Genomic DNA, 22,841 nt, shown 5'->3' with positions numbered 1-22,841 from the left:
GCCCCGTAGAGGGCCCGGGGGGTGTTGCCACCGGGGGCGCTCGCCGCTCCGGACGACTGATAGGAAACTGCCGGGCGCAAGCGCCACGGCCAGGTAATGTGGGTGTCGCAGGGAGGGGTTCCGATCGGCCTACCGATTGGAGGATAACACCGTGGCACCACCTAGAATGCCGGAAGCCGTCATCGGGCTCGATGTCGGGAAATTGTCCCATTGGGCATGCGTCGCGACCCGGGACGGCGAGATACTGCTGAGCGCCCCCGTCGCGAACAGGGAGGGCGATCTGGACTCGCTGTTCGGCCGCTTCCCCGACGCGCTCGTGGTCGTCGACCAGTCGCGCAACATAGGCGCCCTCGCGCTCGCCCGCGCCAAGGCGGCCGGGATGTCGGCGGCGTACCTGCCGGGACTCGCGGCACACGGGGCCGCCAGGCTCTTCGCCGGCGACGCCAAGACCGACGAGCGGGACGCAATGGTCATCGCGAAGACGGCGCTGGGCATCCCCGACGCACTCCTGCCGGTCGGGGATCCGGGCCCGACGGTCGCGGCGGCGAGGGCGCTGGCCGCCCAGAGAAACTTCCTGACCTGCGAAAACACCAGGAGCAAGAACCGGCTGCGCAGCATCCTGCTGGAATCGTGCCCCGCCTTCGAGGCGTTGGTCGACCTGTCCGACGGTCCCCAGCTGAGGCTCATGGCATCCCTCGGCGGGGCCTGGTCGGTGGCCGACGCCGGGCCCCGCAGGGCGGCGGCGCTCACGCGCGGGGCGGCGCGCGGCAAGATCGAGGCCCTCGTCCGCTCGACGGCCTCCTCGACAAGGCCGGACGCGGCGGCCATCGCCGCCGAGGACCGGGCGGTGAGGCTGCTCGCGCGCAGGATCTCCGAGAACTCGGCGGAGATCGATGTGATCACGGCGGAGATATCCGCCCTCCTCGAGGGCGACGATACCTACCGATGCCTCCTGACGGTGCCGGGGATCGGCCCCAAAACCGCTTCCGAGCTCGCGATCTCCATAGATATCGAAGACTTCCCAAGCCACGACAGGCTCGCGTCGTACTGCGGCCTGGCGCCGCGCAACCGCCAGTCGGGGACCTCGATCTCCTCGGTGACGGCATCGCGCCAAGGCAACAAGAGGCTGAAGAACCTGCTCATATTCTCGTGCAACTGCCTTACCCGGACAGAGGGAAGATGGGGCGATTACTACGCTAGGTGCCGAGAGCGGGGCATGCCGCACGGCAAGGCGCTCAAGGCGCTGGCACGAAAGAGGCTGAAGGTCATCTACGCGATCATGCGGGACAGGGTGCCCTACGCCGCCTAGTCGAAGCGCTCCGAACAGATTGGAGCCCATCGGCCGAAAGGCCTGGCGTTAGCATGTCGCGATTCAATCTCGAAAACAGCATTGCCCAGTTGACAAAACTATAGGAACACCCCCCTGCCGGCGCGGGGGTACCGCTTTACAATGACGCGCAAATAACTTTGAGCAACAAGGATGAGGCTATTCTGAGATATGACTAGACTCCGTATTTCGTCTTTATGTCCCTTGAGAATGAATCATAGTCTTCATAGAGCCCCTCTTTGCTTTCATCCTCGGCGTGGTTTATACGTTCAAGGAGCTTATCCTTTGGAGCCTCTTTTGTTATTGCGGCCTCGCTATCGGGTATTGTGGATTGCAAGAATAGTTCTAGAGCATGGACGTCTTTGAGTATGTAGCCTGTCGAACGACCCGCTCCTGTTTTTTCGATTGCGCTGCAACTAACAAGCTGACCGAGGGTTCGTTTAACGGTGACCTCGCTGATATCGGGGCAGTTGGATCGGATGTCGGATTTCTTAATGACGCCGGGTCTCTGTTGAAATAGAACGGCGATGCGCGCTTGCTTCGACATGGGACGAGTGCTTGATTCAATTAAGGTACGCTGCTCGAGCTGTCGGTAGGCGGCCAGGGTTGTTCCGAGCATGAAACGGATAAAGGGTACTTCGGTGTTTTGATTTTCATTCCATCCAGTGGAGCTTGCAGCGAGAGCGTTGTAGTAAAGCGCTTTGTTGTCTTCAATAAGTCGTTCGATGCTGATGTAACGCGCAACGTCGTATCCAGTCTTTTCGAGCAGCAGCGTTGTAAGGAGCCGGCTCATCCTGCCATTGCCATCGTTGAAGGGATGAATGCTAACAAAATCGAAGATAAAGCGGAGCGATATAAGGAGGGGATCGCAAACTTGGCGAGATAAAGCATCGTTGAGGGACTGGCAGGCTTCTTTAATAAGTCCCGGGGTTGCTAGGGCCGAAGGGGGCCTAAAGCGCACAAATCGATTTCCTTGATCGTCAATGGAGACGATTTCGTTATCGCTATCTTTCCAATGGCCTCCATACGAGATTGCCGTGTGCGCCATGAGGTCACGATGCAACTGCAGAATGACCGATGGCGTTACGGGAATGGAATCGTGTTGCTCGTGAATAAGCGACAGCACATCTCGGTATCCAGCAATTTCTTCCTCTGCGCGGGAGCTTGGCTTGGCGGAATACGCCATGATCGCTTTGAGTCTTTTTTGGGTGGTAACAATTCCTTCAAGTCCGTTGGAGGACCGGGTGCTTTGGATCTTAGCCTCCTCCATTAGGGACGATAGAAGCTCGGGTTTGACTTGACTCAGAGCAAGCTGACGGCCTTTATGCTCGCGTATCGAGAGGAGGAGGTTGGTGATTGGAGTTGCTTCGAGTTCCGCTGGGACTGTGGTGTAATCGAACTGGCGCATGCGGCTCCTTTCGGTATCACGAACATATTTTCGATATCATAATATCATTAAATGATACCGAAAGTATGTTCGTGATACCGAAAACTAGAAACCATGCTTTATAACTGCTTGGAAAGTTCGGATTTGACTATCTTATTGTCTCGATCTGTAACAGTTAGACGGTTAAAAGTGGGCTACGTGTTACAGATTGAGATCTTTCAGCCCTGGTCGCCCGTTCGTCTAAATCTATAACAGTTAGGATTGAAAATCCCTGCTAGATGTTACAGATCGAGATAAACGGCCCGCACGGGCTCACCAAAAACAAAAAAGGCCGCATGCGAACCCGTGGAGGGATTCGTATGCGGCCGGCAGGGGGTACGCGGCTTAAACTAGGCCATGAGCAGGCCGGTCTCTGCGACGTTCTTGTACCAGTACGCGCTCGCCTTGGGATAGCGCTCCTGGGTCTCAAAGTCGATGTAGAACAGGCCATAGCGCTTGTTATAGCCGTTGGTCCAGGAGAACTGGTCCTGCAGCGACCACACAAAGTAACCGTCGACGTTCACGCCGCCGTCGATTGCCTTGAGGATCCACGCGAGATGCTGACGCATGTAGTCGATGCGAGGGGCGTCGTCGATAAAGCCATCCTCGAAGTCGTCCTTATAGCCCATGCCGTTCTCGGTGATGTAGATCTTCTTGTAGTTGGGGTAATCGTTCTTAATGCGCAGCAGCAGGTCGTACAGGCCCTCGGGATAGATAATCCAGTCCCAATCGGTGGTGGGAACGCCTTCACGCACGCATGCCTCGCCCACGCCCTTGAGGAACCAGCGCGAGGAGCCCTTGTCGCCGGTGCCATTGTGGTTGATGTCGTTTTCGCCCTCGGCGGCACGCAGGAACTGGCACTTGTAGGTGTTGACGCCCAGGCAATCGTTGTAGGGGAGCGCGGCGGTCAGCGCGGCGATGTCCTCGTCGCGGACGTCGAGCTCGCCGCCGGCGATATGGGCCAGCTTGGTCGCAGCCTCCATGGTGTCGGCTGCATAGTGGCCGCGGAAAGTGGCGTCGAGTACCCAGCGGTTGTTGATGACGTCGGCCATGCGAGCTGCCTCGCAGTCGGCGGCGTTGTTGGGATCGAGGGGATACTTGGGCTCCAGGTTCTGGACAATGCCGATCTCGCCCTCAAAGCCGCCCTCATGGAAGGCGACGACAGCCTTGGCGTGGGCCACCATCATGTTGTGCATGAGCTGGAAAGCCTTGTCCAGGCGATACTTCTCGCCGTGCGGCCAGTTGCCGACGATAAAGCTGCCCTCGGCGGTCGCGGGAATCTCGTTAAACGTGAACCAGTGCTTGACCTCGGTGAACTCGGCAAAGCAGAACTTGGCGTACTCGACAAAGGCGTCGATCGTCGTGCGCGTCAGGAAGCCCTCGCCGCCGTTCTGGTAAAAGGCCTCGGGCGTATCAAAGTGATCGAGCGTGACATAGGGGATAACGCCAGCATTGTTGCAGGTGGCAAAGAGCTCGTGATAGAAGGCGACACCTTCGGGGTTGATCTCGCCAGTGCCGTTGGGGAAGATGCGGCTCCAAGCGATGGAGACGCGGATACCGTTGATGCCGAAGCGCTGGCACAGGTCGATATCGACCGGGTACTTGTTGTAGAAATCGCTTGCGGGATCGGGGGAGAAGCGACCCTGGGCTGCCAGGAAATCGTCCCAGGGCACTTTGCCCTTGCCGTGCGTACGGGTCTCGCCCTCAACCTGGTAAGCAGCGGTGGCGCCGCCAAACACAAAGCCGTCGGGGAACTGCATGGGGTTGGTCATGAGTCATCCTTTCTGTGGGATACGAATAGGGAGGGTGCCCGAACTGGGGATCCGGGCACCAACAGAGGGAGGAACCTAGTCGAGGTTCTCGCGGAGCCACTTGATGGCGCCAGCGGGGTCACGAGTAAGGTCGATATATTCCTTACCGCGCGGGGCGAGCAGCTTAATGCCCAGACGATCGGTGTCGGCCTTCATGTCGTTGTAGTAGCTACGGACCTGCGGGGCAAGCACGATAACGTCGTACTGATCCATGATGGCAGTGTGCTGACCATAGGCGCCTGCGGAGGAAGCGATGTTCTCTCCGGTCTGTGCGGCACCTTCCTTGATGGCGTTGGCGAGCATGGCAGAGGTGCCGGCGCCGGCGCACAGGACGAGGACCTTCAGGCCGTCGACATCCTTCTTAGCGGATGCGTCGGCGGCGGGCTCGGGCTGATCGGCGACAGGCTTGCTGTCGGCGGCAGCGGCGGTCGGCTCGACGGCAGCGGCGGTCTGCTCGATGGCGGGTGCAGAGGTGCTGGCGGCGATGGTGGCAGCACCATCGGACTCGAGACCCAGCTCGGCGGCGCGCTCGGCCTCCTGGTCGCAGAGCAGCTTATCGTATGCCTTCAAGAACGGCAGGTAGATGATGGCGTCCAGCAAGATGATGATCGCGACAAATACCAGGGCGATAAGCTGGAAGTTCGTGGTGATGAAGATGCCGATGGGGGCAGGGGTAGCCCAAGGCACCACGAAGGAGAAGCCGTTCATGCCCACATTGTCGATAAAGAACTTGGCAACACTCACGTTGACGCAGCCGGCGGCAACAAAGGGGATGAGCATGTAGGGGTTAAGGATCATCGGCGCGCCAAAGAGCAGCGGCTCGTTGACAGCAAAGGCAACAGGAACAATCGAGGCCTTACCGACGGCTTTGAGCTGCTTGGACTTCATAAAGAGAATCAGCAGGAGCGGCACGATGAACGTGGCGCCGGTGCCGCCGAACTCACCCACGAGCGACATGTTAAAGGTGAGGGAGTGGGCGGGGTGACCACCGGCCAGCAGAACCTGCAGGTTCTCGGCCTGGTTGGCAAGACGGATGGGGTCGATGCCCGGCTGGACGATCGAGGGGCCGTGGACGCCGATGAACCAGAAGAACGCGGTGGCTGCCTGAATAAGGATGAGTCCGGGGTAGGTCTCTGCTGCAGTGAAGAGCGGGGAGAGCAGTTTGATGAGCAGCTCGGAGAACGGAACGCCCATGAGGTTGCGCACGACGACATCGATGATGCCGCAGATAATGACGGCGCCGCCAAAGGGGATGATGTCGCGGAAGTTCTGAGCGATGGCGCCCGGGACCTCCTTGGGCAGCTTAATGGTCAAATCGCGCGAGACGCAGAATTTGTAGACCCACACGGTGATGAACGCGGCGATATAGGCCGAGAACAGACCGCGCGTGCCCATGCTGGTGCAGTCGAAGACCGAAAGCTCGGAGCCGTTGAACTTGGTGGTGAACTGCGTAACGGCGAGCAAAAGCATACTGCACTGGGCGGCCACCATGGTGGAGCCGTCGTTGAGCACTTTGCCGGCGGGCATGCGACGGTTCATGGAAGCCGTAAAGTTCTTGGCAGTGGTGCCGGCAACCATGATGCCCATGACGCCCATGGTGAAGTTGTACAGCTTGTTGCACCAGTCGGTGAGCGGCTGGGGCAGCGTGATGCCGACTACGCCGGGAAGGGTGGCAATGAGCAGGAAAATCGAAGAGGTGAGGACGATGGGCATGCACCCAAGGAATCCGTCCTTAATAGCCTGGAGGTAGATGTTCCTCGAGATCTTCTCAAAGAACGGCTGATGCTTTTCGAGCATCTTTACGATGGCGTCCATAGAGCTCCTTTGCTACTTGATGCGCGATGCATGTGGATGGAACTGGTCGTCGATGGATGGTCAGGACTGCCCGGAAACCTTCCTGCTTAGGGAAGGCATTGCGAAATGACAACGTTGTCATTTCGTTAATGACAACGTAAGACATTTTTGGAAGAGCAACAAGGATTTACGGGTGAACGGTCGATATTGTCCGATAAACGGCTGATTTGTCAGTCGGGCAGGTAGTGTATGCTAGAACGCAAAAAACAAGCGATGCAAAACCGACTGGAGAAGTAGTGGCAACGATGGACAAGAAAAATGTCTCAATGAACGATGTGGCAGTTGCTGCGGGCGTTTCTCTCAAGACGGTGTCGCGCGTGATCAACGAGCCCGATAGCGTGCGAGAGTCGACACGCGATAAGGTCCATTCCGCAATGGAGGCGCTCGGGTTTCGAACTAACTTTGCCGCGCGTTCACTCAAGTTGGGCCGTTACGGGTGCATCGGCGTGGTGATGTTCCACTTGTCGGGCGGCGCCGTGGACATGATTGACGGTATCGCCGATGCCGCCGAAGAACGCGGCTTTGCGCTCACGATGATTAAGAAGTGCGCGGGGGAGAAGATGACCCTTGCCGACGCAGCGCGCAGGATGTCGCAGCTGCCTGTTGATGGCATGATCTTCAACCTGCGTCAGATGGTCGATGACTTTGATACGTTTGAGGCACCGAAAGACCTCAAGACGGTGATTATCACGCCGATGGAACATCCTACCTGCTCTACCGTTAGTGACGATCAAGAGGGTGGTGCGCGCATGGCGTGCGAGCACTTCTTAAATCGCGGGCACAAGAACGTGTATTTCGTCTCTGGTAAGAAAGAGTCGCTGTCGAGCCAGTGCCGTATGAAAGGTTGGCGTGCGGCGCTCGAGGCACGTGGCATTGAGCCGTCCGAGCCTCTGCAAGGCGATTGGAATGCGGATAGTGGCTATGCCGCGGGCCTTGTGCTTGCCGATAAACCCGATTGCACGGCGATCCTCGCTGCTAACGACTGCATGGCAAATGGTGTGATGATGGCTCTACATGACAAAGGACTCAGTGTGCCCGACGACGTGTCCGTGATCGGCTTCGACGATGAGCTCTACAAGACGATTCCCAACTCGATTCTGACGTCGGTGAAGTTTCGCCACCGCGAGCTGGGCATCCGTGCGCTTAACGAGGTCGTTGCGGGTTTGGAAGCCCCGAGCTCCAGAAGTCGCACGCTTGTGTCGGGCGTGTTGGTCGAGCGTTCCAGCGTAAAGGACTTGCGGGCGTAGGGTTTTTCGGCCCGTTCGTCTCAATCTGTAACAGTTAGGACCGAAAAACTCAGCTAAATATTACAGATTGAGATATTTCTGCTCGGGCGTTCTGTTTGTCTCGATCTGTAACAGCTAGGATCCAAAAACTCAGCTAGTTGTTACAGATTGAGATGAACAGGAGGACGGGTGCGGTCTAAACAAAATGGCCCGCGCATCACGCATCGATGCACGGGCCATTTTTTGTCTGCGAGCGGCAGGTGGCGTCAGCGTCTTATGCCTTGAGGTTTTCCTCGATCCAGGCGACGGCACCCTTGGGATCCTTAGTGAGGTCGATGTACTGTTTGCCCTTGGGCGACAGCAGCGTGATGCCCAGGCGGTCGGTGTCGGCCTTCATCTCGTTGTAATAGGTGCGAACCTGCGGAGCCAGGACGATGACGTTGTACTGGTCCATGATGGCGTAGTGGCTGCCGTAGGCACCGGCGTTGGCGGTAATGTCGATGCCCAGCTCGTCGGCGCCTTCCTTAAGCGCGTTGGCGAGCAGTGCAGAGGTGCCGGCGCCAGCGCACAGAACCAGAACCCTCAGATCCTTGCCCTTAAGGGCGGACGGAGCTGCGGAGGCCTCGGTGGCAGAAGCGGTCTCGACAACAGGAGCCTCAACGGCGGGGGCGGCAGCGGTCTTGACGGCCTTGGTCTCCTCGGCCTCTTCTTCGGCCAGGGTCTCGGCCTCCTGCTTGCACAGGACGTTGTCGTAGGCCTTGCAGAACGGGTAGTAGATCAAGAAGTCAACGACCAGCAGGACGACAACCAGGACCAGAGAGATCGGCTGGAAGTTGGTGTCGATGAAGGTGCCGATCGGTCCGGGGAGTGCCCACGGCATGGCATAGATAAAGCCGTTCATGCCCAAAAAGTCGATGAAGAACTTACCAATGAGGACGTTGGCCACGGGGGCAAACAGGAACGGGATCAGGAAGTACGGGTTGAGGATGATGGGCGCGGCGAACAGCAGCGGCTCGTTGACGGCGAACATCACGGGTACGACAGAGGCTTTGCCGACGGCCTTGAGCTGCTTGGAGCGCATAAAGAGCAGGAAGATGATCGGGACAATGAACGTGGCGCCGGTGCCGCCGAGTTCGCCGATGTAGTTACCGAAGTTCTCGGTCAGGGCGAGGGCGGGGTGACCGCCGGCCTGCAGCGTGGCGAGGTTGGTGGTGATGTTGCCAAACAGCGCGGCGTTGAGGGCAGGCTTAACGACCGAGGGGCCGTGGATGCCCATGAACCAGAACAGCGGGATCATGAACCAGATGAGGGCGAGGCCGGCGTAGGAATCGGCAGCGGCGAACAGCGGGCTCACCAGCGTGGAGATGACGTTGGCAAACGGGACGGCCAAGCAGGTGCGGCAGATAACGTCGATGACGGCGACAAACAGGATGGAGAAGCTGAAGGCGAAGATGTCGCGGAAGTTCTGGGCGATGGCGCCGGGGACTTCTTTGGGCAGCTTGATGGTGATGTCTCGCTTAATGCAGAAGGCATAGATGTTGACCGTGGCAAATGCGGCGACAAAGGAGCTCAGCAGGCCTTTGGTGCCCATGTTGTCGGTAAAGAACACCGAGACATCGGCGCCGTCGATCTTGGCACTCGTCTGGGTAACGGCCAAGATGAGCATAGCGCACATGGCGGCGACCATGGTGCTCGTGGCGTTGATGGCCTTGCCGGCAGGCATGCGGCGGTTCTTGGAGCCGGTCAGCGCGCTTGCGGTGGTGCCGGCGACCATGATGCCCACGACGCCCATCGTGAAGTTGTAAACCTTGTTGCAGAAGTTCACGACGTCGACGTTCCACCAGTCGGGCAGCGTAAAGCCGCCGACCGTGGCGACAACGCCCGGCAGGGTCGAAATGAGCAGGAAGACAGAAGAAGACAGGATAATGGGCATTGCTGCCAAAAAGCCGTCTTTAATGGCCTGAAGGTAGATGTTCTTAGAGACCTTGTCGAAGTACGGCTGACCTTTCTCCAAGAACTTAACGATCGATTCCATAGTTCACGCTCCTCTTTGCATGAAATCTTAATGGCATGGACGTTGAAAACCTATATGGTCTCCCGCTTGCTAAAAGCCCGGGTGCAGGCGGGGCCGGTCCCAGGGGGAGAGAGGGGAGCGGCTGGGTTTGTATCGCATAGGGCCGCTCCCTTCTCGGGGGAAAGCGAGGCGATGCGCTACTGCGCGTCCGCCATAGTGTCGGCGAGCTCCTTGTACCAGAGTGCCGACTGCTTGATGTAGCGTTTTTGCGTGTCGAAGTCGATGTAGAACAGGCCGTAGCGCTTGTTATAGCCATTGGCCCACGAGAACTGGTCCTGCAGGCTCCAGATAAAGTAGCCCTGGACGTCGACGCCCTCGGCGCGCGCCTGGAGCACCTTCTCCATGTGCTGGTCGACAAAGTCGATGCGCTCGGGATCGGCGACGATGCCGTTTGCGTCGGGCTCGGGGTCCTTGTGGCCCAGGCCGTTTTCGGTGATATAGATGACGGGGAGGTTGGGATAGGTGGCGCTGATGTGCTTGAGCGTGTCGTAGAGGCCTTGCGGGTAGATGAGCCAATCCCAGTCGGTGGTGGGGATACCCGGCATATCGACCTGCTGCCCGACGCCCTTAAACTTAAAGCACGAGGTGCCCTTGTCTCCGGTGCCGTTAAAGCTGTTGGTTGACTCGCCATCGTAGGCGGCGATAAACGCCGACTGATAGTAGTTGAGGCCGAACATATCGTTGCGGGGCGCCGCCTTGGCGAGCTCCTCCATGTCGCTGTCCTCAACCGTAAGTGTGGCGTTGTTGGCACGCAGAATCTCGTTGATGAGTGAGAGGGTGCGCGCGGAGTAGTGACCCAGGAAGGCGCCGTCCATGATGAAGTCGGTGTAGAAGGCGTTGTACAGGTCGGCGGCGTGCTGGTCGGCGGGCGAGTCGGTGGCAGGATATGCCGGCGTCAGGACGTTGACCATGCCAATGCGTCCGCCCAGGTGCTCGGTCTCGTCAAGATCCTTATACAGGTTGACGGCGCGGGCGTGGGCAACGAGCTCGTTGTGCTGGCTCTGGATGCCGCTCGTCACATCAAAGTGATGGTTGGGCGGGAAGTTGCCTTGGATGTATTGGGAGTGCGAGAGGCTGATGAGCTCGTTGATGGTGAACCAATTCTTGACCTCGCGGAACTCGCGGAAGCAGAACTCGGCATAGCGCACATAGGCGTCGACGGTCTTGCGGTTGAGCCAGTCGCCCTGGTTGAACAGGGCGGCGGGGGAGTCAAAGTGATGCAGGGACACATAGGGCTCGACGCCATACTTTTTGCAGCAGGCGAACAGCTCGTGGTAGTGCTTAACGCCCTCGGCGAGGGGTTCGGCATCGTCGCCGTTGGGGAAGATGCGGGTCCAGGCGATGGACACACGAATGGCGTTGAGTCCATGCTCGGCAGAAAGGCGGATATCCTCCTCGTAGCGGTTGTAGAAATCACTGGCCGGGTCGGGCAAAAAGCGACCCTGGGCGACAAGGTAATCGTCCCACATGGTCTTACCCTTGCCTGCCACCTTCGTGGAACCTTCCGTTTGGTACGCGGCGGTTGCGGCGCCCCAAACAAAGCCCTTCGGCAGCTGCTGTACGCGGTTTAGCAAAGACATATGCATACACCCTCTCGTCTCGCTGTTCGATATTGTGCGTTTGCGCTCAGGAGGCTCCCTGGTTAGCGTTCAGCGGTGAAAAAGCCCGATAAACACTATCTTAAAATGATTAGAACCAAAATGAGCACGTGAACATTTGACAATGAGCACGTTAACATCCGGCTGGGATGTATAGAAACAAAACAACTTCAAACAGCCGCGAACGGTTGTATTTGTTCGGTAAGCGGTTTTGATTGACAGAAGTTTTCATGTTGTGGTATATGGCTCGGGTATCATGAGCACGTTATCAATGTATGTACGATGCGCCATGGGCGCGGGGAATAGTTGGGAAGCAGGTTAGCGTGGAAGGCATGGATCAGCAGACAAGGAATGGTCGTTCGGCGAGCGCGGCAGAGGTTGCGGCGCTCGCTGGCGTGAGCCGCCAGACTGTGTCTCGCGTGGTCAACGGTATGCCCAACGTGACGGAAAAGACGCGCAAGCGTGTGCTGGCCGCCATGGAAGAGCTGGGCTTTCGTCCCAATTTTGCTGGAGCGGCGTTGCGCGGCGGGTCGTATCGTTCTATTGGCCTGTGCATGTACAACATCACACGTGTCGGTAACCTGGCGACGCTCGAGGGTATCATGCAAGCGGCGCGCGAGCACGATTTTGCCGTCACTATGATCGAGATGGGCGGCGACAAGCCCTATGCACTTGCCGATGCCTCGCGCCGCATGGTCGAGCGACCCGTCGACGGCATGATTCTCAACATGAACCGCATGGCTCCCGATTTTGAGGAGTTTGTTCCCCAGCCGGGAGTGCGAACGGTCATCCTGTCCATGTATGCGCATCCGCGCTGCACGACGATCGACTCCGACCAGTATGGTTCGTGCGAGCTGTTGACCAATTATCTGCTGGAACATGGTCACTCGAATATGCGGTTTGTGGCGGGTCCGGAAAACTCGATTTCCTCGCGTTTTCGTGAGGCCGGTTGGCGCGATACGCTGGGTCGTGCTCATGTCGATGCCGCTCCGATGCTGCGTGGCGATTGGAGTGCGGACAGTGGGTACGCCATGGGCGAGCGGATTGCGGCCGAGGTGCTTGCCGGCGGGTCGCAGGCGCCGACTGCCGTGCTTGCGGCAAATGACCAGATGGCGCTGGGCGTTATCGCCGCGCTCGAGAACGCGGGCCTGTCCGTGCCCGACGACGTGAGCGTGGTTGGTATCGACGACGCACTCGAGGGACTTGTTCCTCACAATCGGCTGACGACGCTGCGATTTGATTTGCGCGGTGTCGGTAAGCTTGCGTTTGAGGCGGCGATTGGAGAGAGCTCGTCTATCGAGGCGATTCATGTGCCGAGCACGCTGGTCGAACGCTCGACTGTTAGGGACATACGGGGTTAGGTCCTACTCCGTTTGTCTCGATTTGTAACAGGTAGACGGTCAAAAGCGGGCTACGTGTTACAGATTTAGATTCTTCGGAAAGAGCAATCCTGTTCGTCTCAATCTGTAACAGCTAGGACCCAAAAACTCGGCTAGATGTTACAGATTGAGACAAACGGACCCCGAACCGCCCAAAAAGGCCGGGGGCGGCGCGCCGTGTGACGTGCCGCCCCCGGTTGAGAAATGGGGACAGGTTATGTGGGCGGGTAACCCCGCAAGCCGCTAGTCCAGACGACGGGTCTGCGCTACGTGCTTGTACCAGTAGGCGCTTGCCTTGGGCGTGCGCTTCTGGGTTTCAAAGTCAACGTAGAAGAAGCCATAGCGCTTGTTGTAGCCATTGGTCCAGGAAAACTGATCCTGCAGGCTCCACAGGAAGTAGCCGCCCACGTTGACGCCCACCTCCATGGCCTTGAGCAACCAGCGCAGGTGCTGCTCGATGTAGTCGATGCGCGGCTGGTCGTCCACAAAACCGTCCTTGTAGGGGTCCTTGTAGCCCATGCCGTTCTCGGTGATGAAGATCTGCTTGTAGTTGGGGTAGCGCTGCTTAATGTAGACGAGCAGATCGAACAGGCCCTCGGGATAGATGATCCAGTCCCAGTCGGTGGTGGGGACGCCGGGCTTGTTCACATGCTCGCCAATGCCCTTAACGCGCCAGCGGCCAGTGCCCTTCTCGCCCGTACCGTTGTGGTGCAGGTCGTTCTCGCCATCGTAGGCCTTCAAGAAGCGGCACTGGTAGTTGTTAACGCCCAGGTAGTCGTTGTAGAGCGCGGCCTCGCGCATAATCTCGAGGTCCTCGTCCAGGATCTCGATGGTGCCGCCCGAGACGGCAGCCAGACGGTTGGCGCACTCGAGGGTGTCGGGCGCGTAGTCGCCACGGAAGGTGGCGTCGAGCAAGAACTGGTTCTGCAGCACGTGCTCGTTGTTGGCGGCTTTGATGTCGGCGGGGTCGTTCTCGTTGAGCGGATACTTAAACTCCAACGACTGAATGACGCCGATCTTGCCCTTAAAACCGCCGTTGTGGAAGGCCAGTACGGCCTTGGCGTGGGCGAGCATCATGTTGTGCTCGCACTGGAAAGCCTCGGCCAGATGCGCCTTGACGCCGCCGGGGAAGGTGCCCTCGATGTAGGTGTTGGAGGCATCGGCCCAAATCTCGTTAAAGGTGAACCAATAGGTCACCTGGTCGGCGTACTCCTTAAAGCAGAAGGTGGCAAAGTCCACAAAGGCGTCGATGGTCTCGCGGTTGAGGAAGTCGCCCTTCTCAAAGAGGGGAAGCGGCGTGTCAAAGTGATGCAGCGTGACAAACGGCTCAACGTGGTGCTTGTGGCATTCGGCGAAGAGATCGTGATAGAACTGGACACCCTCGGGGTTAATCTCACCGATACCGTTGGGGAAGATGCGGCTCCAGGCGATGGAGAGGCGAATGCCGTTGATGCCAAACTCCTCGCACAGCTCCAAGTCGACGGGGTACTGGTTGTAGAAGTCCGAAGCGGGATCGGGGGAAAAGCGCCCCTGGGCCTCCAAGAAGTCGTCCCAGGCAACCTTGCCCTTACCGTGGGTGCGGGTCTCGCCCTCCACCTGGTAGGCAGCAGTGGCACCGCCAAAGACAAAGTTCTCGGGAAACTGCGCGGGCGGGTTGGTGACGCTGGCAGGGTTAACGGACATGATGAAATATCCAATCGTCTAAATCGAAGGGCCAGCCGGCTGTTGATGGTCGGCTGGCCCTGAGCGTTACTTACTTCGAAAGCTGCTCGGAGACGAAGGCGAGAGATTTGTCGCCGTTCTGGGAGAGCTCGATGTACTGCTTGCCGCGGCAGGCGACGCACTTGTTGCCCACGCGCTCGCAGTCCTTCTGCAGGTCGGCCAGGTAGCTGGCAGCCTGCGGGGCCAGGACGACCAGGTCAAAGTCGGGGAGCATGTCCACGTGGTTGCCATAGGCCTCGGCAGCGGTCTCGAGGTTAATGCCGCGCTCCTTGGCAGCCTTGGCCAGCGCGTTGGCGAGCAGGCCCGAGGTGCCGCCACCCTGGCAGAGCACGAGCACGCGCTTGCCGTTGAGGTCGCTAGTGGCCGTAGCCTCGGTGGCGGGTGCTGCGGAAGCGGCGGGGGCGTCGGCCTTCACGGCCTCGGCAGCAGCGCCGGCGGCAACGCTCTTGGCGTCGGCCTTGCCCTGGAAGGCATCGTTGAGCTTGGCGGCCTTCTCGGCGTTCTTGGCGGCGAGCTCCTCCTGGGAGATCTCGGCCTCCTCGGCGCACTTCTGGGCGTCGTAGGCACGGAAGAACGGATAGTACAGAACAAAGTCGACGACCAGGATAAGGGCGAGCATCACAAAGGCGAGCGGCTGGAAGCCCAGGCCCATGATGGTGCCGATGGGGCCGGGGACGGTCCAAGGCAGGGTGTACATAAAGCCGTTCATGCCCAAGAAGTCGATAAAGATCTTGAGGATCCAGATGTTGGCGATCGGGGCAAAGACAAACGGGACAAAGAAGACGGGGTTGAGCACGATGGGCGCGGCGAACAGCAGCGGCTCGTTGACGGCAAAGCAGACGGGGACGATGGCGGCCTTACCGACGGCGCGCATCTCCTGAGACTTGGCCAGGAAGCAGAACATAAAGACCAGGACGAGCGTGGCGCCGGTGCCGCCCATGCAGACGACGAAGTACTGGGCACCCTGGGTCAGGACAGCGGAAGCGTGCTGGCCGGCCTGGAACGCAGCCAGGTTGTCGGTCATGTTGGCAACGAGGGCGGCGGCGATGGCGGGCTCGACGATCGAGGGGCCGTGGACGCCGACGAACCAGAACAGGCTCATAGCGCCGTAGATCACAGCGAGGCCGATGTAGCCGTCGGCAGCGGTGAACAGGGGCTGGAACACCTGGATGACGCCCTGGGCAAAGCAGAAGCCAAAAGCAGCGCGGAAGGCGATGTCAAAGACCCAAAAGACGGTGATGCAGACGGAGAAGGGGATGATGTCCTTAAAGGTCTGCGAGATGTTGGGCGGAACCTGCTCGGGCATCTTGACGGTGATGTTGCGCTTAATGAAGAACTTGTAGATGATGCCGGTCACAAACGCAGCGATAAAGGCGGTCAGCAGGCCTTTGGAACCAAAGTAGGTGGTGTTGAAGCCGCTGGCAGCGTCCGTGGCGATCGTGTCGCTCGAAAGGAGCAAGAAGCCGATGATGGCCGCGCACATGCACGAGATGAAGTTGATCTGGTTGTTCTTGGGCAGATCGCGGTTCTGAGCGTCGGCGAAGTGCTTGGCCGTGGTGGCGGCACAGGCGATGGCCAGGATGCCCATGGAGTAGTTGTAGCACTTCCACAGGGCGTTGTTGATGTCATCGGGCCAGTAGAAACCCCAGATATTGGGAACCGAGGCTACCAGGCAGAAGATGGACGAGAAGATGATGATGGGGATGACGGAGATAAAACCGTCGCGGATCGCCTTGAGGTACTTGTTGCGGGCGATCGCGTTGAAAAAGGGCTGCCCCTTTTCGATGATGGCGATGAGTTGCTCCATGCAAAGCTCCTAAGAGTCGGTGGGTTGGCAACGATGGTAGCTTTTGACGTTTGGTTGCCAAAATGTTGACGTTGCCATTTTGCGACACAAAATAAGACGCGAACCGATGGCCCCTGTGCCTGTGGACCGTCGATTCCTTGCGCGTAAACGTTTGAGCCGCCCGGTGGCTCTGTGTTTGCACAATGGCAACGTTAACATTTGGGCGACAAAAGCCGTTCGGGGAAGCAAAAATGTCGGTGAACGGTAGGTTTTGGGTGGTGAGCGTATGGTGGGGGAGGCGTTGGATATACTTGAAGGCGTTAAAAATGACTGCGCAAGGTGCCACCAATGGCATCGTTGACATAGAAAGATCGACCTATGGCCGCTGTTAAAAAATCGGTATCCGTCAAAGACGTAGCGCGCCTCGCGGGCGTCTCGGAGCAGACGGTCTCGCGCACCGTGCACGATTCGCCCAGCGTGCGCCCCGAGACCAAGGAACGCGTGCGTGCCGCCATGCGCGAGCTGGGGTATCGCCCCAATTTTGCCGGTCGATCGCTGCGCCGCGGTAAGTTTAAGACCGTCGGCGTCGCCATGTTCAACATTACCGGCACCGGCAATCTCGACCGTATGGAGGGCTTTGCCGCCGCGGCCGATAAGCACGGCTATGCCATCACCCTCACTAAAGTAGACGGGCATCCGTATACCCTCGAGAGCGCATCGTCGCGCATGAGCGCACTGCCAGTGGACGGTATGGTTGTGATCATGAATCGCATGCCGGCAGACTTTGGCACTTTTGAGCCGCTGCCCGGCATGCAGACGGTGCTCGTTACGATGTTGGAGCACCCGCTCTGTTCAACGGTCGATAACGACCAGTTCGATTGCTCGCGCCAGGTGGTCGAGTACTTGCTGGAGCGGGGGCACAAGACCGTGCACTTTATCTCGTGTCCCGAGCGCTCGCTTTCGGGCATGCGGCGCGAGGAAGGCTGGCGCGAGACATTGCGCGCGCATGGCATTGAGCCACCGCGACTTATCCGTGGCGATTGGACGGCGCAGAGCGGATATGCCGCAGGTCAGGCCCTGGCGGATGATCCGACCTGTACGGCCATTTATGCTTCCAACGACGCCATGGCCTACGGCTGCATTCGCGGGCTCGAGTCGCGCGGAAAGCGCGTGCCCGAGGACGTGAGTGTGGTGGGTGTTGATGACAGCCTGGGCGATATCGTGCCCGACCGTCGCCTGACCACGGTGCGCTTTGACAACAAGCGCGTCGGCATGTGGGCGGTCGACAAGATTGCCGGCGCCGAGGGCGTTGCGCCCGGTGTGGAGCACATGCTGTTTCCGGGCGTGCTCGTCGAGGGCGATACGGTGCGCGATGTACGCTAGGGCGCAGGTCTGTTTGGGTTGCCGCTAATTGTGTTCGATATTGTTCAGATTGGTTTAAAAACCGTTCACGGGCGAAAAGCGACCGTTCATAGCTCGAAATTACGTTTTACGCTGTTCTTTTTTGTTTGAATGTTATTGTTTCTGTCATACACAACGCAGCGCGTATGCCCGGACGCGATGCTCTCCATTGGTTCATATGTGAAAGGAACGCAATATGGCAACCAAAGAAGAAATCTCGATGGTTGGATTCGAGATTGTCGCATACGCAGGTGACGCCCAGACAGATCTGCTTGCAGCGCTCGATGCTGCTCGCGAGGGTGACTTTGAGAAGGCCGAACAGCTGCACAAGGATGCCAGCGATGCACTTATCGGCGCCCACGACACGCAGACCAAGCTGCTTTCGCAGGAGGCCGGTGGTGGCGAGATGGAGATGACCTTCATCATGGCCCACGCTCAGGATACCCTCATGACTACCATGATTCTGGAGAAGCAGACCCGCTTTACCATCGACGCCTACAAGCGCATTGCCGAGCTCGAGGCCAAGCTCGCCTAACCCTTTTTGCGCAACTCAGTTCCCTTCCAAAAGCCCTGCCGTTACCCGCGGCAGGGCTTTTTCTGTTCTCCTTCAAGTTGCGGTGAAATAGGGACTGAATAGGGGCCGACGGGCGCAAAACAATCCCTATTCCACCGCAACTCATCCGGAGATAGTCATTGGGGACAGTCTTGGTGCGCTCTGTTCGTCTTCCCGTTCGTTTTTTGCTCGGTGGGTATACTTCCTTTCGCATTAAACGCCGGACTGAGGAGGTATCCAAATGCCGGACAACGGATCGATTCAAAAGAAAGACGCGCACGAGATGACTCATGGGCGTCCTGTCCAGATAACCGAGCATACGACGGTAACCGAGCTGCAGCCCAGCCTGTCCGATGTCGTGTGCGCAAACAAAAAGCTGCAGATTGGCTTTATCGTTGCGCTCGTGGTACTGGCGCTGTTGTCGGGCTTTGTAGCTCGTCCGCATTTTGCCGATACCAAGACCTGGGACTCCACCATCGAGGTCATCGATCAAAAGAAGGGCAATGTTTTGGCGCTCACGACCTCGTGCGTCGCCCTATCTGCGGGTATCACCGCGCTGCCGGGCGATACGGGAACGCCGGTTGCCGAGCAGCTCGCGCAGCTTTCGGGAAACTTGGGTATCGTGCTTGCCGTGCTCTATCTTGAGAAATATCTGCTGACCATTTTGTGGTCGGTTGGCCTGGGCATCCTAATTCCGTTTGCGTTGGTGCTCTTTGCGGTGTCGCTCGGCATTCACGGGCGCTGGAGCACGAGCACTGTCCTGCGCCGTGTGGCGACACGCGTACTGGTGGTTGCCGTGATCGGCATGGCGCTCGTGCCCGCGAGCGTATGGGTGTCGCAAAAGGTCGATGAAACGTATCGCGTAAGTATTGAGCAAGCTGAGCAAAAGGCTGCGGACGCTGCGGACGCGGCCGACACCACGGACAAGTCAGCCGAGACCAGCTCAAAATCGAACAAGAAAAAATCCGAGGCCACGGAGTCCAAAAACGTGCTTGAGCAGTTGACTGATGGGGCCTCGAACCTGGTCACGTCGGTGACCAGCGGCGCCAAGCAGATGACCGATGAGATCGTGCAGCAGGTGACCGACCTCATCGAAGGCGTCATCGTGATGATCGTGACCTCGTGCGTTATCCCGCTGCTGGTGCTCGTGGCGTTCCTATGGCTAGGACACGTGCTGCTGGGGATTGATATTTCCGGCCCGGCGAACTATTTGACGGGCCGCTTTCTGAGTGCTCCGTCCAAGCACGCCAAGAAGGGCAGGCAGTCTGAGTAGGCGGCAAAGCGTTCTTTGGAAGATCAACTGTAAGAAGGGCGGCCGAGACACGTTCTCGGCCGCCCTTTTGTTTGTTGAATACGCGGTCGCTACGTCCGCGCCGGGTCCAGACGGTCGGCAATCATCCGTGAACGGTATTTGTTCAAAAAAGAACAAAGATAAACAAATAATTCTTGCAGTTACTGTTCGAATGTGTTCAAATAAACATGAACAGTGAAGAACCGCACATTCAGATGCCCGGACCTGAACGCGATTCAACACTTCCAAACAGAAACTACGCACCTGCGTATCTCTCAAGGAGGATGTCATGAGGGTTGTAATCGCTTCCGATGCCGACGGTATGTCGATGAAGGAGTCCATCAAGGAGATGCTCATCGCCGACGGTCACGAGGTCGTCGACTATTCCGAGACCCCTGCCGCGGACTTTGTCGATTCCGCGACCGCCGTTGCCAAGGACCTGCTGGAGCACAAGGATTCCCAGGGCTTCGCATTCGATAAGTACGGCGTCGGCTCCTATATGGCCGCCGTCAAGATTAAGGGTATGGTCGTCGCCAACATTTCCGACGAGCGTTCCGCCTACATGACCCGCGAGCACAACGGCTCGCGCATGGTCACCATGGGCCCGGGCGTTGTGGGCACCGAGGTCGCCAAGAAGATCGCCCGCGAGTTCCTGCGCGCCCAGTACGCCGGCGGCCGTCACCAGATCCGTGTCGACATGCTCAACAAGATGGCCTAACGAGAGCCACCGAGAACTCGAACTTCTACCTCAACTTGTGAATTCAGACGAAAGGACGTTCTGATGAAGAAGACCATCGCAATCGGTTGCGACCATATCGTTACGGACGAGAAGATCTATCTGGCCGACCGCCTGGAGCAGGCTGGTTACAAGGTGCTCGACTGCGGCACCTACAGCCACACCCGTACGCACTATCCCATCTACGGCAAGGCCGTGGGCGAGGCTGTTGCCAGCGGCAAGGCCGACTTTGGCGTGGCCCTGTGCGGCACCGGCATCGGCATCACCAACGCCGTCAACAAGGTTCCCGGCGCCCGCTGCGCCCTGGTCCGCGACATGACCTCTGCCCTGTATGCTCGTCGCGAGCTCAACGCCAACATCGTGGGCTTTGGCGGCAAGATTACCGGCGAGTTCCTGATGGCCGATATCATGCTTGCCTTCCTGGAGGAGCCCTACGAGAAGACCCCCGAGCACGATGCCCTGATCGCCAAGATCGATGCCTGCAATAAGGCCGACGCCGAGGCTCAGGCTGACCCGCACTTCTTTGACGAGTTCCTCGAGAAGTGGGACCGCGGCGAGTACCATGATTAGTGGGTATTCGGCGTAATTAACTAGTCCGTTGACGGCTCGCGTTTCTGTGAGGGGGCGCGGGCCGGTTTTCTATCAGCCCAATTGGTCCAGCGGGCTGGACGTGCATTGTTCTTTTGTTTGCGGCGCTGCCTCATTACCTTTCTGCTAAAGGCACGACGTTCACAATGGATCGTGCGAGATGATATGTGAAGGAGAAGATTCCCATGGAGTTTGTTCTTGATAACGGCTCTGTCCGCATTGCGTTGAGCACGGCTGGCGGATCGTTCACTTCTATTGCGGCCAACGGCCGTGAGTACCTGTGGCAGGGTGACCCGGCGGTCTGGTCGGGCCAGGCACCCATTTGTTTCCCGATCTGCGGCGGCCTTCGTGACGGTCGCGCAATGACCATGGGCGGCCGCGAGGTTAAGCTTGCCCGTCACGGCTTTGCTCGCAAACAGGAGTGGAAGCTCGAGGAGCAGGGCGACAACATGGTCGCGCTGAGCCTAAGCTCTGCCGACCATGCCGAGTTGCTCGAGCAGTACCCGTATCCGTTTAAGATCGTTGCTCGTTACACGATCGATGCGGAAAAGGTGGCCGTGTCGTACGAGGTGACCAATGAGGGCACCGAGGACATGCCGTTCTTTGTGGGCGGTCACCCTGGCTTTAAGTGCCCGCTTGACGAGGGCGAGTCCTATGACGACTACGAGCTCCGTTTTGAGCAGCGCGAGGCCGCCGAGCTCTGTACTGCCGTTCCTTCGACGGGCCTGATTGATGTTGAGCATCGCAGCAAGAACCCGATGGTTGGTCATGACCTGCCGCTGACCCACGAACTCTTTGACTTCGCGGAGACCATCTTTGACGTGCTCGAGAGCCGCGTGGTTACGCTTACCAAGAAAACCGAGGACAAGGGCGTGCGCCTGACGTTCCCCGATATGCCGTACCTGATTGTGTGGAGCAAGCCCGAGGGTGACTTTGTGGCCGTGGAACCGTGGGGTGGTCTGTCCACCTGCTCCGACGAGGACGATATTCTGGAGCACAAGCGTGGCTGCCTGGTGGCCAAGCCGGGAGAGACCGTCACCCGCGGCTTTGAGATCGAGATCCTTTAACGAGTTATCGTATGTTTGGGGCGGGTTATGCCGCCCCGGAACAGGAGTTCAACATGATTCTGACCGTTACCATGAACCCGTCGATTGATACGCGCTATCAGCTCGACAAGCTGATCATCGACGATGTTAACCGTGTGACGCCCGAAAAGACCGCTGGCGGCAAGGGCCTCAACGTGAGCCGCGTGTTGCTGCAGCTGGGAGATGACGTGCTCGCGACCGGTCTGCTCGGCGGCCACATGGGTGCCTATATGGCTGAGCTTATGGATGCCGACGGCGTCAAGAACGACTTTGTGCCCATCGCCGGTGAGACGCGCATTTGCCTGAATATTCTGCACGAGGGTAATCAGACCGAGCTTTTGGAGAGCGGCCCGCAGATCGCCCCGGCCGAGCTCGAGGCCTTTACGGCCAAGTTCGCCGAGCTTGCAGCGAAGGCGGACGTTGTGACGCTTTCGGGCTCGCTGCCGCGTGGCGTCGATGCCGGCTACTATGCCGAGCTCGTCAAGATCGCCGAGGAGGCGGGCGCCAAGGTGCTGCTCGACACCTCGGGTGCATCACTGGAGGCCGCGCTGGAGTCCGACGCTAAGCCTGAGCTCGTAAAGCCCAACCTGACCGAGATTAACGGCCTGCTGGGTACGTCCTTTACGACCGATGATGTCGATGCCCTGCACGAGACGCTTGCCGCCGATGACCGCTTTGCCGGTATCCCCTGGGTTGTCGTTTCGATGGGCGCTGCCGGTTCGGTGGGCTTCCATGAGGGTCGCGCGTTCCGCGCCAAGACGCCTGCGATTGCGGCTGTGAACGCGACGGGTTCCGGTGACTCGACCATCGCCGGCTTTGCGCATGCCATCGCTGCCGGTGCCGACGACGTCACGGTGCTCAAGACCGCCAATACCTGCGGCAAGCTCAACGCCATGGATCCCAAGACCGGCCACCTGGTCATGGATCGCTGGGACGAGGTCTACAACAGTGTTGTCGTGACTGAACTGTAGGGTTACGCGGTTT

At 58.7% G+C, this 22,841-nt stretch carries 17 protein-coding genes; 10 read left to right on the top strand and 7 right to left on the bottom strand.

All coding sequences use genetic code 11. The features are described 5' to 3' along the window. Window positions 1-151 precede the first annotated feature (151 nt). A complete protein-coding gene (locus GXM19_RS06390; RefSeq protein WP_225093533.1) occupies window positions 152-1,309 on the top strand; it encodes an IS110 family RNA-guided transposase in 1,158 nt (385 codons plus the stop codon). Between the two features lie 193 nt (window positions 1,310-1,502). Here GXM19_RS06390 and GXM19_RS06385 read toward each other — a convergent pair whose 3' ends face one another. From GXM19_RS06385 to GXM19_RS06375, 3 genes are all read right to left on the bottom strand, one after another. Next, the gene (locus GXM19_RS06385) at window positions 1,503-2,735 is read right to left on the bottom strand and encodes a Fic family protein (RefSeq protein WP_006234817.1); all 1,233 of its coding nucleotides are present in this window, start codon (window positions 2,733-2,735) and stop codon (window positions 1,503-1,505) included. Between the two features lie 368 nt (window positions 2,736-3,103). Then, complete coding sequence (gene lacG, locus GXM19_RS06380; RefSeq protein WP_006234818.1) at window positions 3,104-4,525, bottom strand: 6-phospho-beta-galactosidase; 1,422 nt, start codon at window positions 4,523-4,525, stop codon at window positions 3,104-3,106. Window positions 4,526-4,600: 75 nt separating this feature from the next. Next, the gene (locus tag GXM19_RS06375) at window positions 4,601-6,379 is read right to left on the bottom strand and encodes a PTS lactose transporter subunit IIBC (RefSeq protein ID WP_006234819.1); all 1,779 of its coding nucleotides are present in this window, start codon (window positions 6,377-6,379) and stop codon (window positions 4,601-4,603) included. A 284-nt stretch (window positions 6,380-6,663) separates the two neighbouring features. Between GXM19_RS06375 and GXM19_RS06370 the strand changes: the two genes are divergently transcribed. Then, complete coding sequence (locus tag GXM19_RS06370) at window positions 6,664-7,665, top strand: LacI family DNA-binding transcriptional regulator (RefSeq protein ID WP_006234820.1); 1,002 nt, start codon at window positions 6,664-6,666, stop codon at window positions 7,663-7,665. Window positions 7,666-7,918: 253 nt separating this feature from the next. Here the strand turns inward: GXM19_RS06370 and GXM19_RS06365 are convergent, their stop codons facing one another. Next, complete coding sequence (locus tag GXM19_RS06365) at window positions 7,919-9,679, bottom strand: PTS lactose transporter subunit IIBC (RefSeq protein ID WP_006234821.1); 1,761 nt, start codon at window positions 9,677-9,679, stop codon at window positions 7,919-7,921. A gap of 176 nt (window positions 9,680-9,855) precedes the next feature. Beyond that, on the bottom strand, window positions 9,856-11,298 hold the full coding sequence (gene lacG, locus GXM19_RS06360; protein ID WP_022094683.1) for a 6-phospho-beta-galactosidase: 1,443 nt from the start codon (window positions 11,296-11,298) through the stop codon (window positions 9,856-9,858). Window positions 11,299-11,648: 350 nt separating this feature from the next. On the opposite strand from lacG (GXM19_RS06360), the gene GXM19_RS06355 reads away from it, so the two are divergent. After that, window positions 11,649-12,677: a LacI family DNA-binding transcriptional regulator gene (locus GXM19_RS06355; RefSeq protein ID WP_040358938.1), complete on the top strand. Its 1,029-nt coding sequence runs from the start codon at window positions 11,649-11,651 to the stop codon at window positions 12,675-12,677. 261 nt (window positions 12,678-12,938) lie between these two features. On the opposite strand, the gene lacG (GXM19_RS06350) is transcribed toward GXM19_RS06355, so the two are convergent. Continuing rightward, window positions 12,939-14,378 carry a 6-phospho-beta-galactosidase gene (lacG, locus tag GXM19_RS06350; RefSeq protein WP_006234824.1) on the bottom strand — a complete coding sequence of 480 codons (1,440 nt, stop codon included), beginning with the start codon at window positions 14,376-14,378 and terminating at the stop codon, window positions 12,939-12,941. A 70-nt stretch (window positions 14,379-14,448) separates the two neighbouring features. Continuing rightward, a complete protein-coding gene (locus tag GXM19_RS06345) occupies window positions 14,449-16,224 on the bottom strand; it encodes a lactose/cellobiose PTS transporter subunit IIB (RefSeq protein WP_006234825.1) in 1,776 nt (591 codons plus the stop codon). A gap of 357 nt (window positions 16,225-16,581) precedes the next feature. Here GXM19_RS06345 and GXM19_RS06340 point away from each other — a divergent pair, with 357 nt between their 5' ends. The 7 genes from GXM19_RS06340 to GXM19_RS06310 all read left to right on the top strand — a co-directional run bounded on the left by GXM19_RS06340 (window position 16,582) and on the right by GXM19_RS06310 (window position 22,828). After that, window positions 16,582-17,586 carry a LacI family DNA-binding transcriptional regulator gene (locus GXM19_RS06340; protein WP_006234826.1) on the top strand — a complete coding sequence of 335 codons (1,005 nt, stop codon included), beginning with the start codon at window positions 16,582-16,584 and terminating at the stop codon, window positions 17,584-17,586. A gap of 214 nt (window positions 17,587-17,800) precedes the next feature. Continuing rightward, window positions 17,801-18,139 carry a PTS lactose/cellobiose transporter subunit IIA gene (locus GXM19_RS06335; protein WP_006234827.1) on the top strand — a complete coding sequence of 113 codons (339 nt, stop codon included), beginning with the start codon at window positions 17,801-17,803 and terminating at the stop codon, window positions 18,137-18,139. Window positions 18,140-18,398: 259 nt separating this feature from the next. Next, window positions 18,399-19,430 carry a hypothetical protein gene (locus GXM19_RS06330; protein ID WP_006234828.1) on the top strand — a complete coding sequence of 344 codons (1,032 nt, stop codon included), beginning with the start codon at window positions 18,399-18,401 and terminating at the stop codon, window positions 19,428-19,430. Between the two features lie 307 nt (window positions 19,431-19,737). Then, the gene (gene lacA, locus GXM19_RS06325; RefSeq protein ID WP_006234830.1) at window positions 19,738-20,166 is read left to right on the top strand and encodes a galactose-6-phosphate isomerase subunit LacA; all 429 of its coding nucleotides are present in this window, start codon (window positions 19,738-19,740) and stop codon (window positions 20,164-20,166) included. A 63-nt stretch (window positions 20,167-20,229) separates the two neighbouring features. Then, window positions 20,230-20,754 carry a galactose-6-phosphate isomerase subunit LacB gene (gene lacB / locus GXM19_RS06320; protein WP_006234831.1) on the top strand — a complete coding sequence of 175 codons (525 nt, stop codon included), beginning with the start codon at window positions 20,230-20,232 and terminating at the stop codon, window positions 20,752-20,754. Between the two features lie 203 nt (window positions 20,755-20,957). Continuing rightward, a complete protein-coding gene (locus tag GXM19_RS06315; protein WP_006234832.1) occupies window positions 20,958-21,839 on the top strand; it encodes an aldose 1-epimerase family protein in 882 nt (293 codons plus the stop codon). 53 nt (window positions 21,840-21,892) lie between these two features. Further along, window positions 21,893-22,828 carry a hexose kinase gene (locus tag GXM19_RS06310; protein WP_040359037.1) on the top strand — a complete coding sequence of 312 codons (936 nt, stop codon included), beginning with the start codon at window positions 21,893-21,895 and terminating at the stop codon, window positions 22,826-22,828. Window positions 22,829-22,841 lie beyond the last annotated feature (13 nt).

The organism is Collinsella aerofaciens ATCC 25986 (assembly GCF_010509075.1).
In the GTDB taxonomy this organism is placed as follows: Bacteria; Actinomycetota; Coriobacteriia; order Coriobacteriales; family Coriobacteriaceae; genus Collinsella; species Collinsella aerofaciens.
Note: the sequence above shows the minus strand (reverse complement) of the source record. Positions and strands in the feature narration are given on the sequence as shown.

Bases quoted from the DNA above. Each gene is read 5' to 3' on its own strand.
- GXM19_RS06345 (WP_006234825.1), bottom strand. From the start codon at position 16,224: ATGGAGCAACTCATCGCCATCATCGAAAAGGGGCAGCCCTTTTTCAAC.
- GXM19_RS06310 (WP_040359037.1), top strand. From the start codon at position 21,893: ATGATTCTGACCGTTACCATGAACCCGTCGATTGATACGCGCTATCAG.
- GXM19_RS06355 (WP_040358938.1), top strand. From the start codon at position 11,649: ATGGATCAGCAGACAAGGAATGGTCGTTCGGCGAGCGCGGCAGAGGTT.
- GXM19_RS06315 (WP_006234832.1), top strand. From the start codon at position 20,958: ATGGAGTTTGTTCTTGATAACGGCTCTGTCCGCATTGCGTTGAGCACG.
- lacG (WP_006234824.1), bottom strand. From the start codon at position 14,378: ATGTCCGTTAACCCTGCCAGCGTCACCAACCCGCCCGCGCAGTTTCCC.
- GXM19_RS06385 (WP_006234817.1), bottom strand. From the start codon at position 2,735: ATGCGCCAGTTCGATTACACCACAGTCCCAGCGGAACTCGAAGCAACT.
- GXM19_RS06335 (WP_006234827.1), top strand. From the start codon at position 17,801: ATGGCAACCAAAGAAGAAATCTCGATGGTTGGATTCGAGATTGTCGCA.
- lacA (WP_006234830.1), top strand. From the start codon at position 19,738: ATGAGGGTTGTAATCGCTTCCGATGCCGACGGTATGTCGATGAAGGAG.
- GXM19_RS06330 (WP_006234828.1), top strand. From the start codon at position 18,399: ATGCCGGACAACGGATCGATTCAAAAGAAAGACGCGCACGAGATGACT.
- GXM19_RS06365 (WP_006234821.1), bottom strand. From the start codon at position 9,679: ATGGAATCGATCGTTAAGTTCTTGGAGAAAGGTCAGCCGTACTTCGAC.
- lacB (WP_006234831.1), top strand. From the start codon at position 20,230: ATGAAGAAGACCATCGCAATCGGTTGCGACCATATCGTTACGGACGAG.
- lacG (WP_022094683.1), bottom strand. From the start codon at position 11,298: ATGTCTTTGCTAAACCGCGTACAGCAGCTGCCGAAGGGCTTTGTTTGG.
- lacG (WP_006234818.1), bottom strand. From the start codon at position 4,525: ATGACCAACCCCATGCAGTTCCCCGACGGCTTTGTGTTTGGCGGCGCC.
- GXM19_RS06370 (WP_006234820.1), top strand. From the start codon at position 6,664: ATGGACAAGAAAAATGTCTCAATGAACGATGTGGCAGTTGCTGCGGGC.
- GXM19_RS06340 (WP_006234826.1), top strand. From the start codon at position 16,582: ATGGCCGCTGTTAAAAAATCGGTATCCGTCAAAGACGTAGCGCGCCTC.
- GXM19_RS06375 (WP_006234819.1), bottom strand. From the start codon at position 6,379: ATGGACGCCATCGTAAAGATGCTCGAAAAGCATCAGCCGTTCTTTGAG.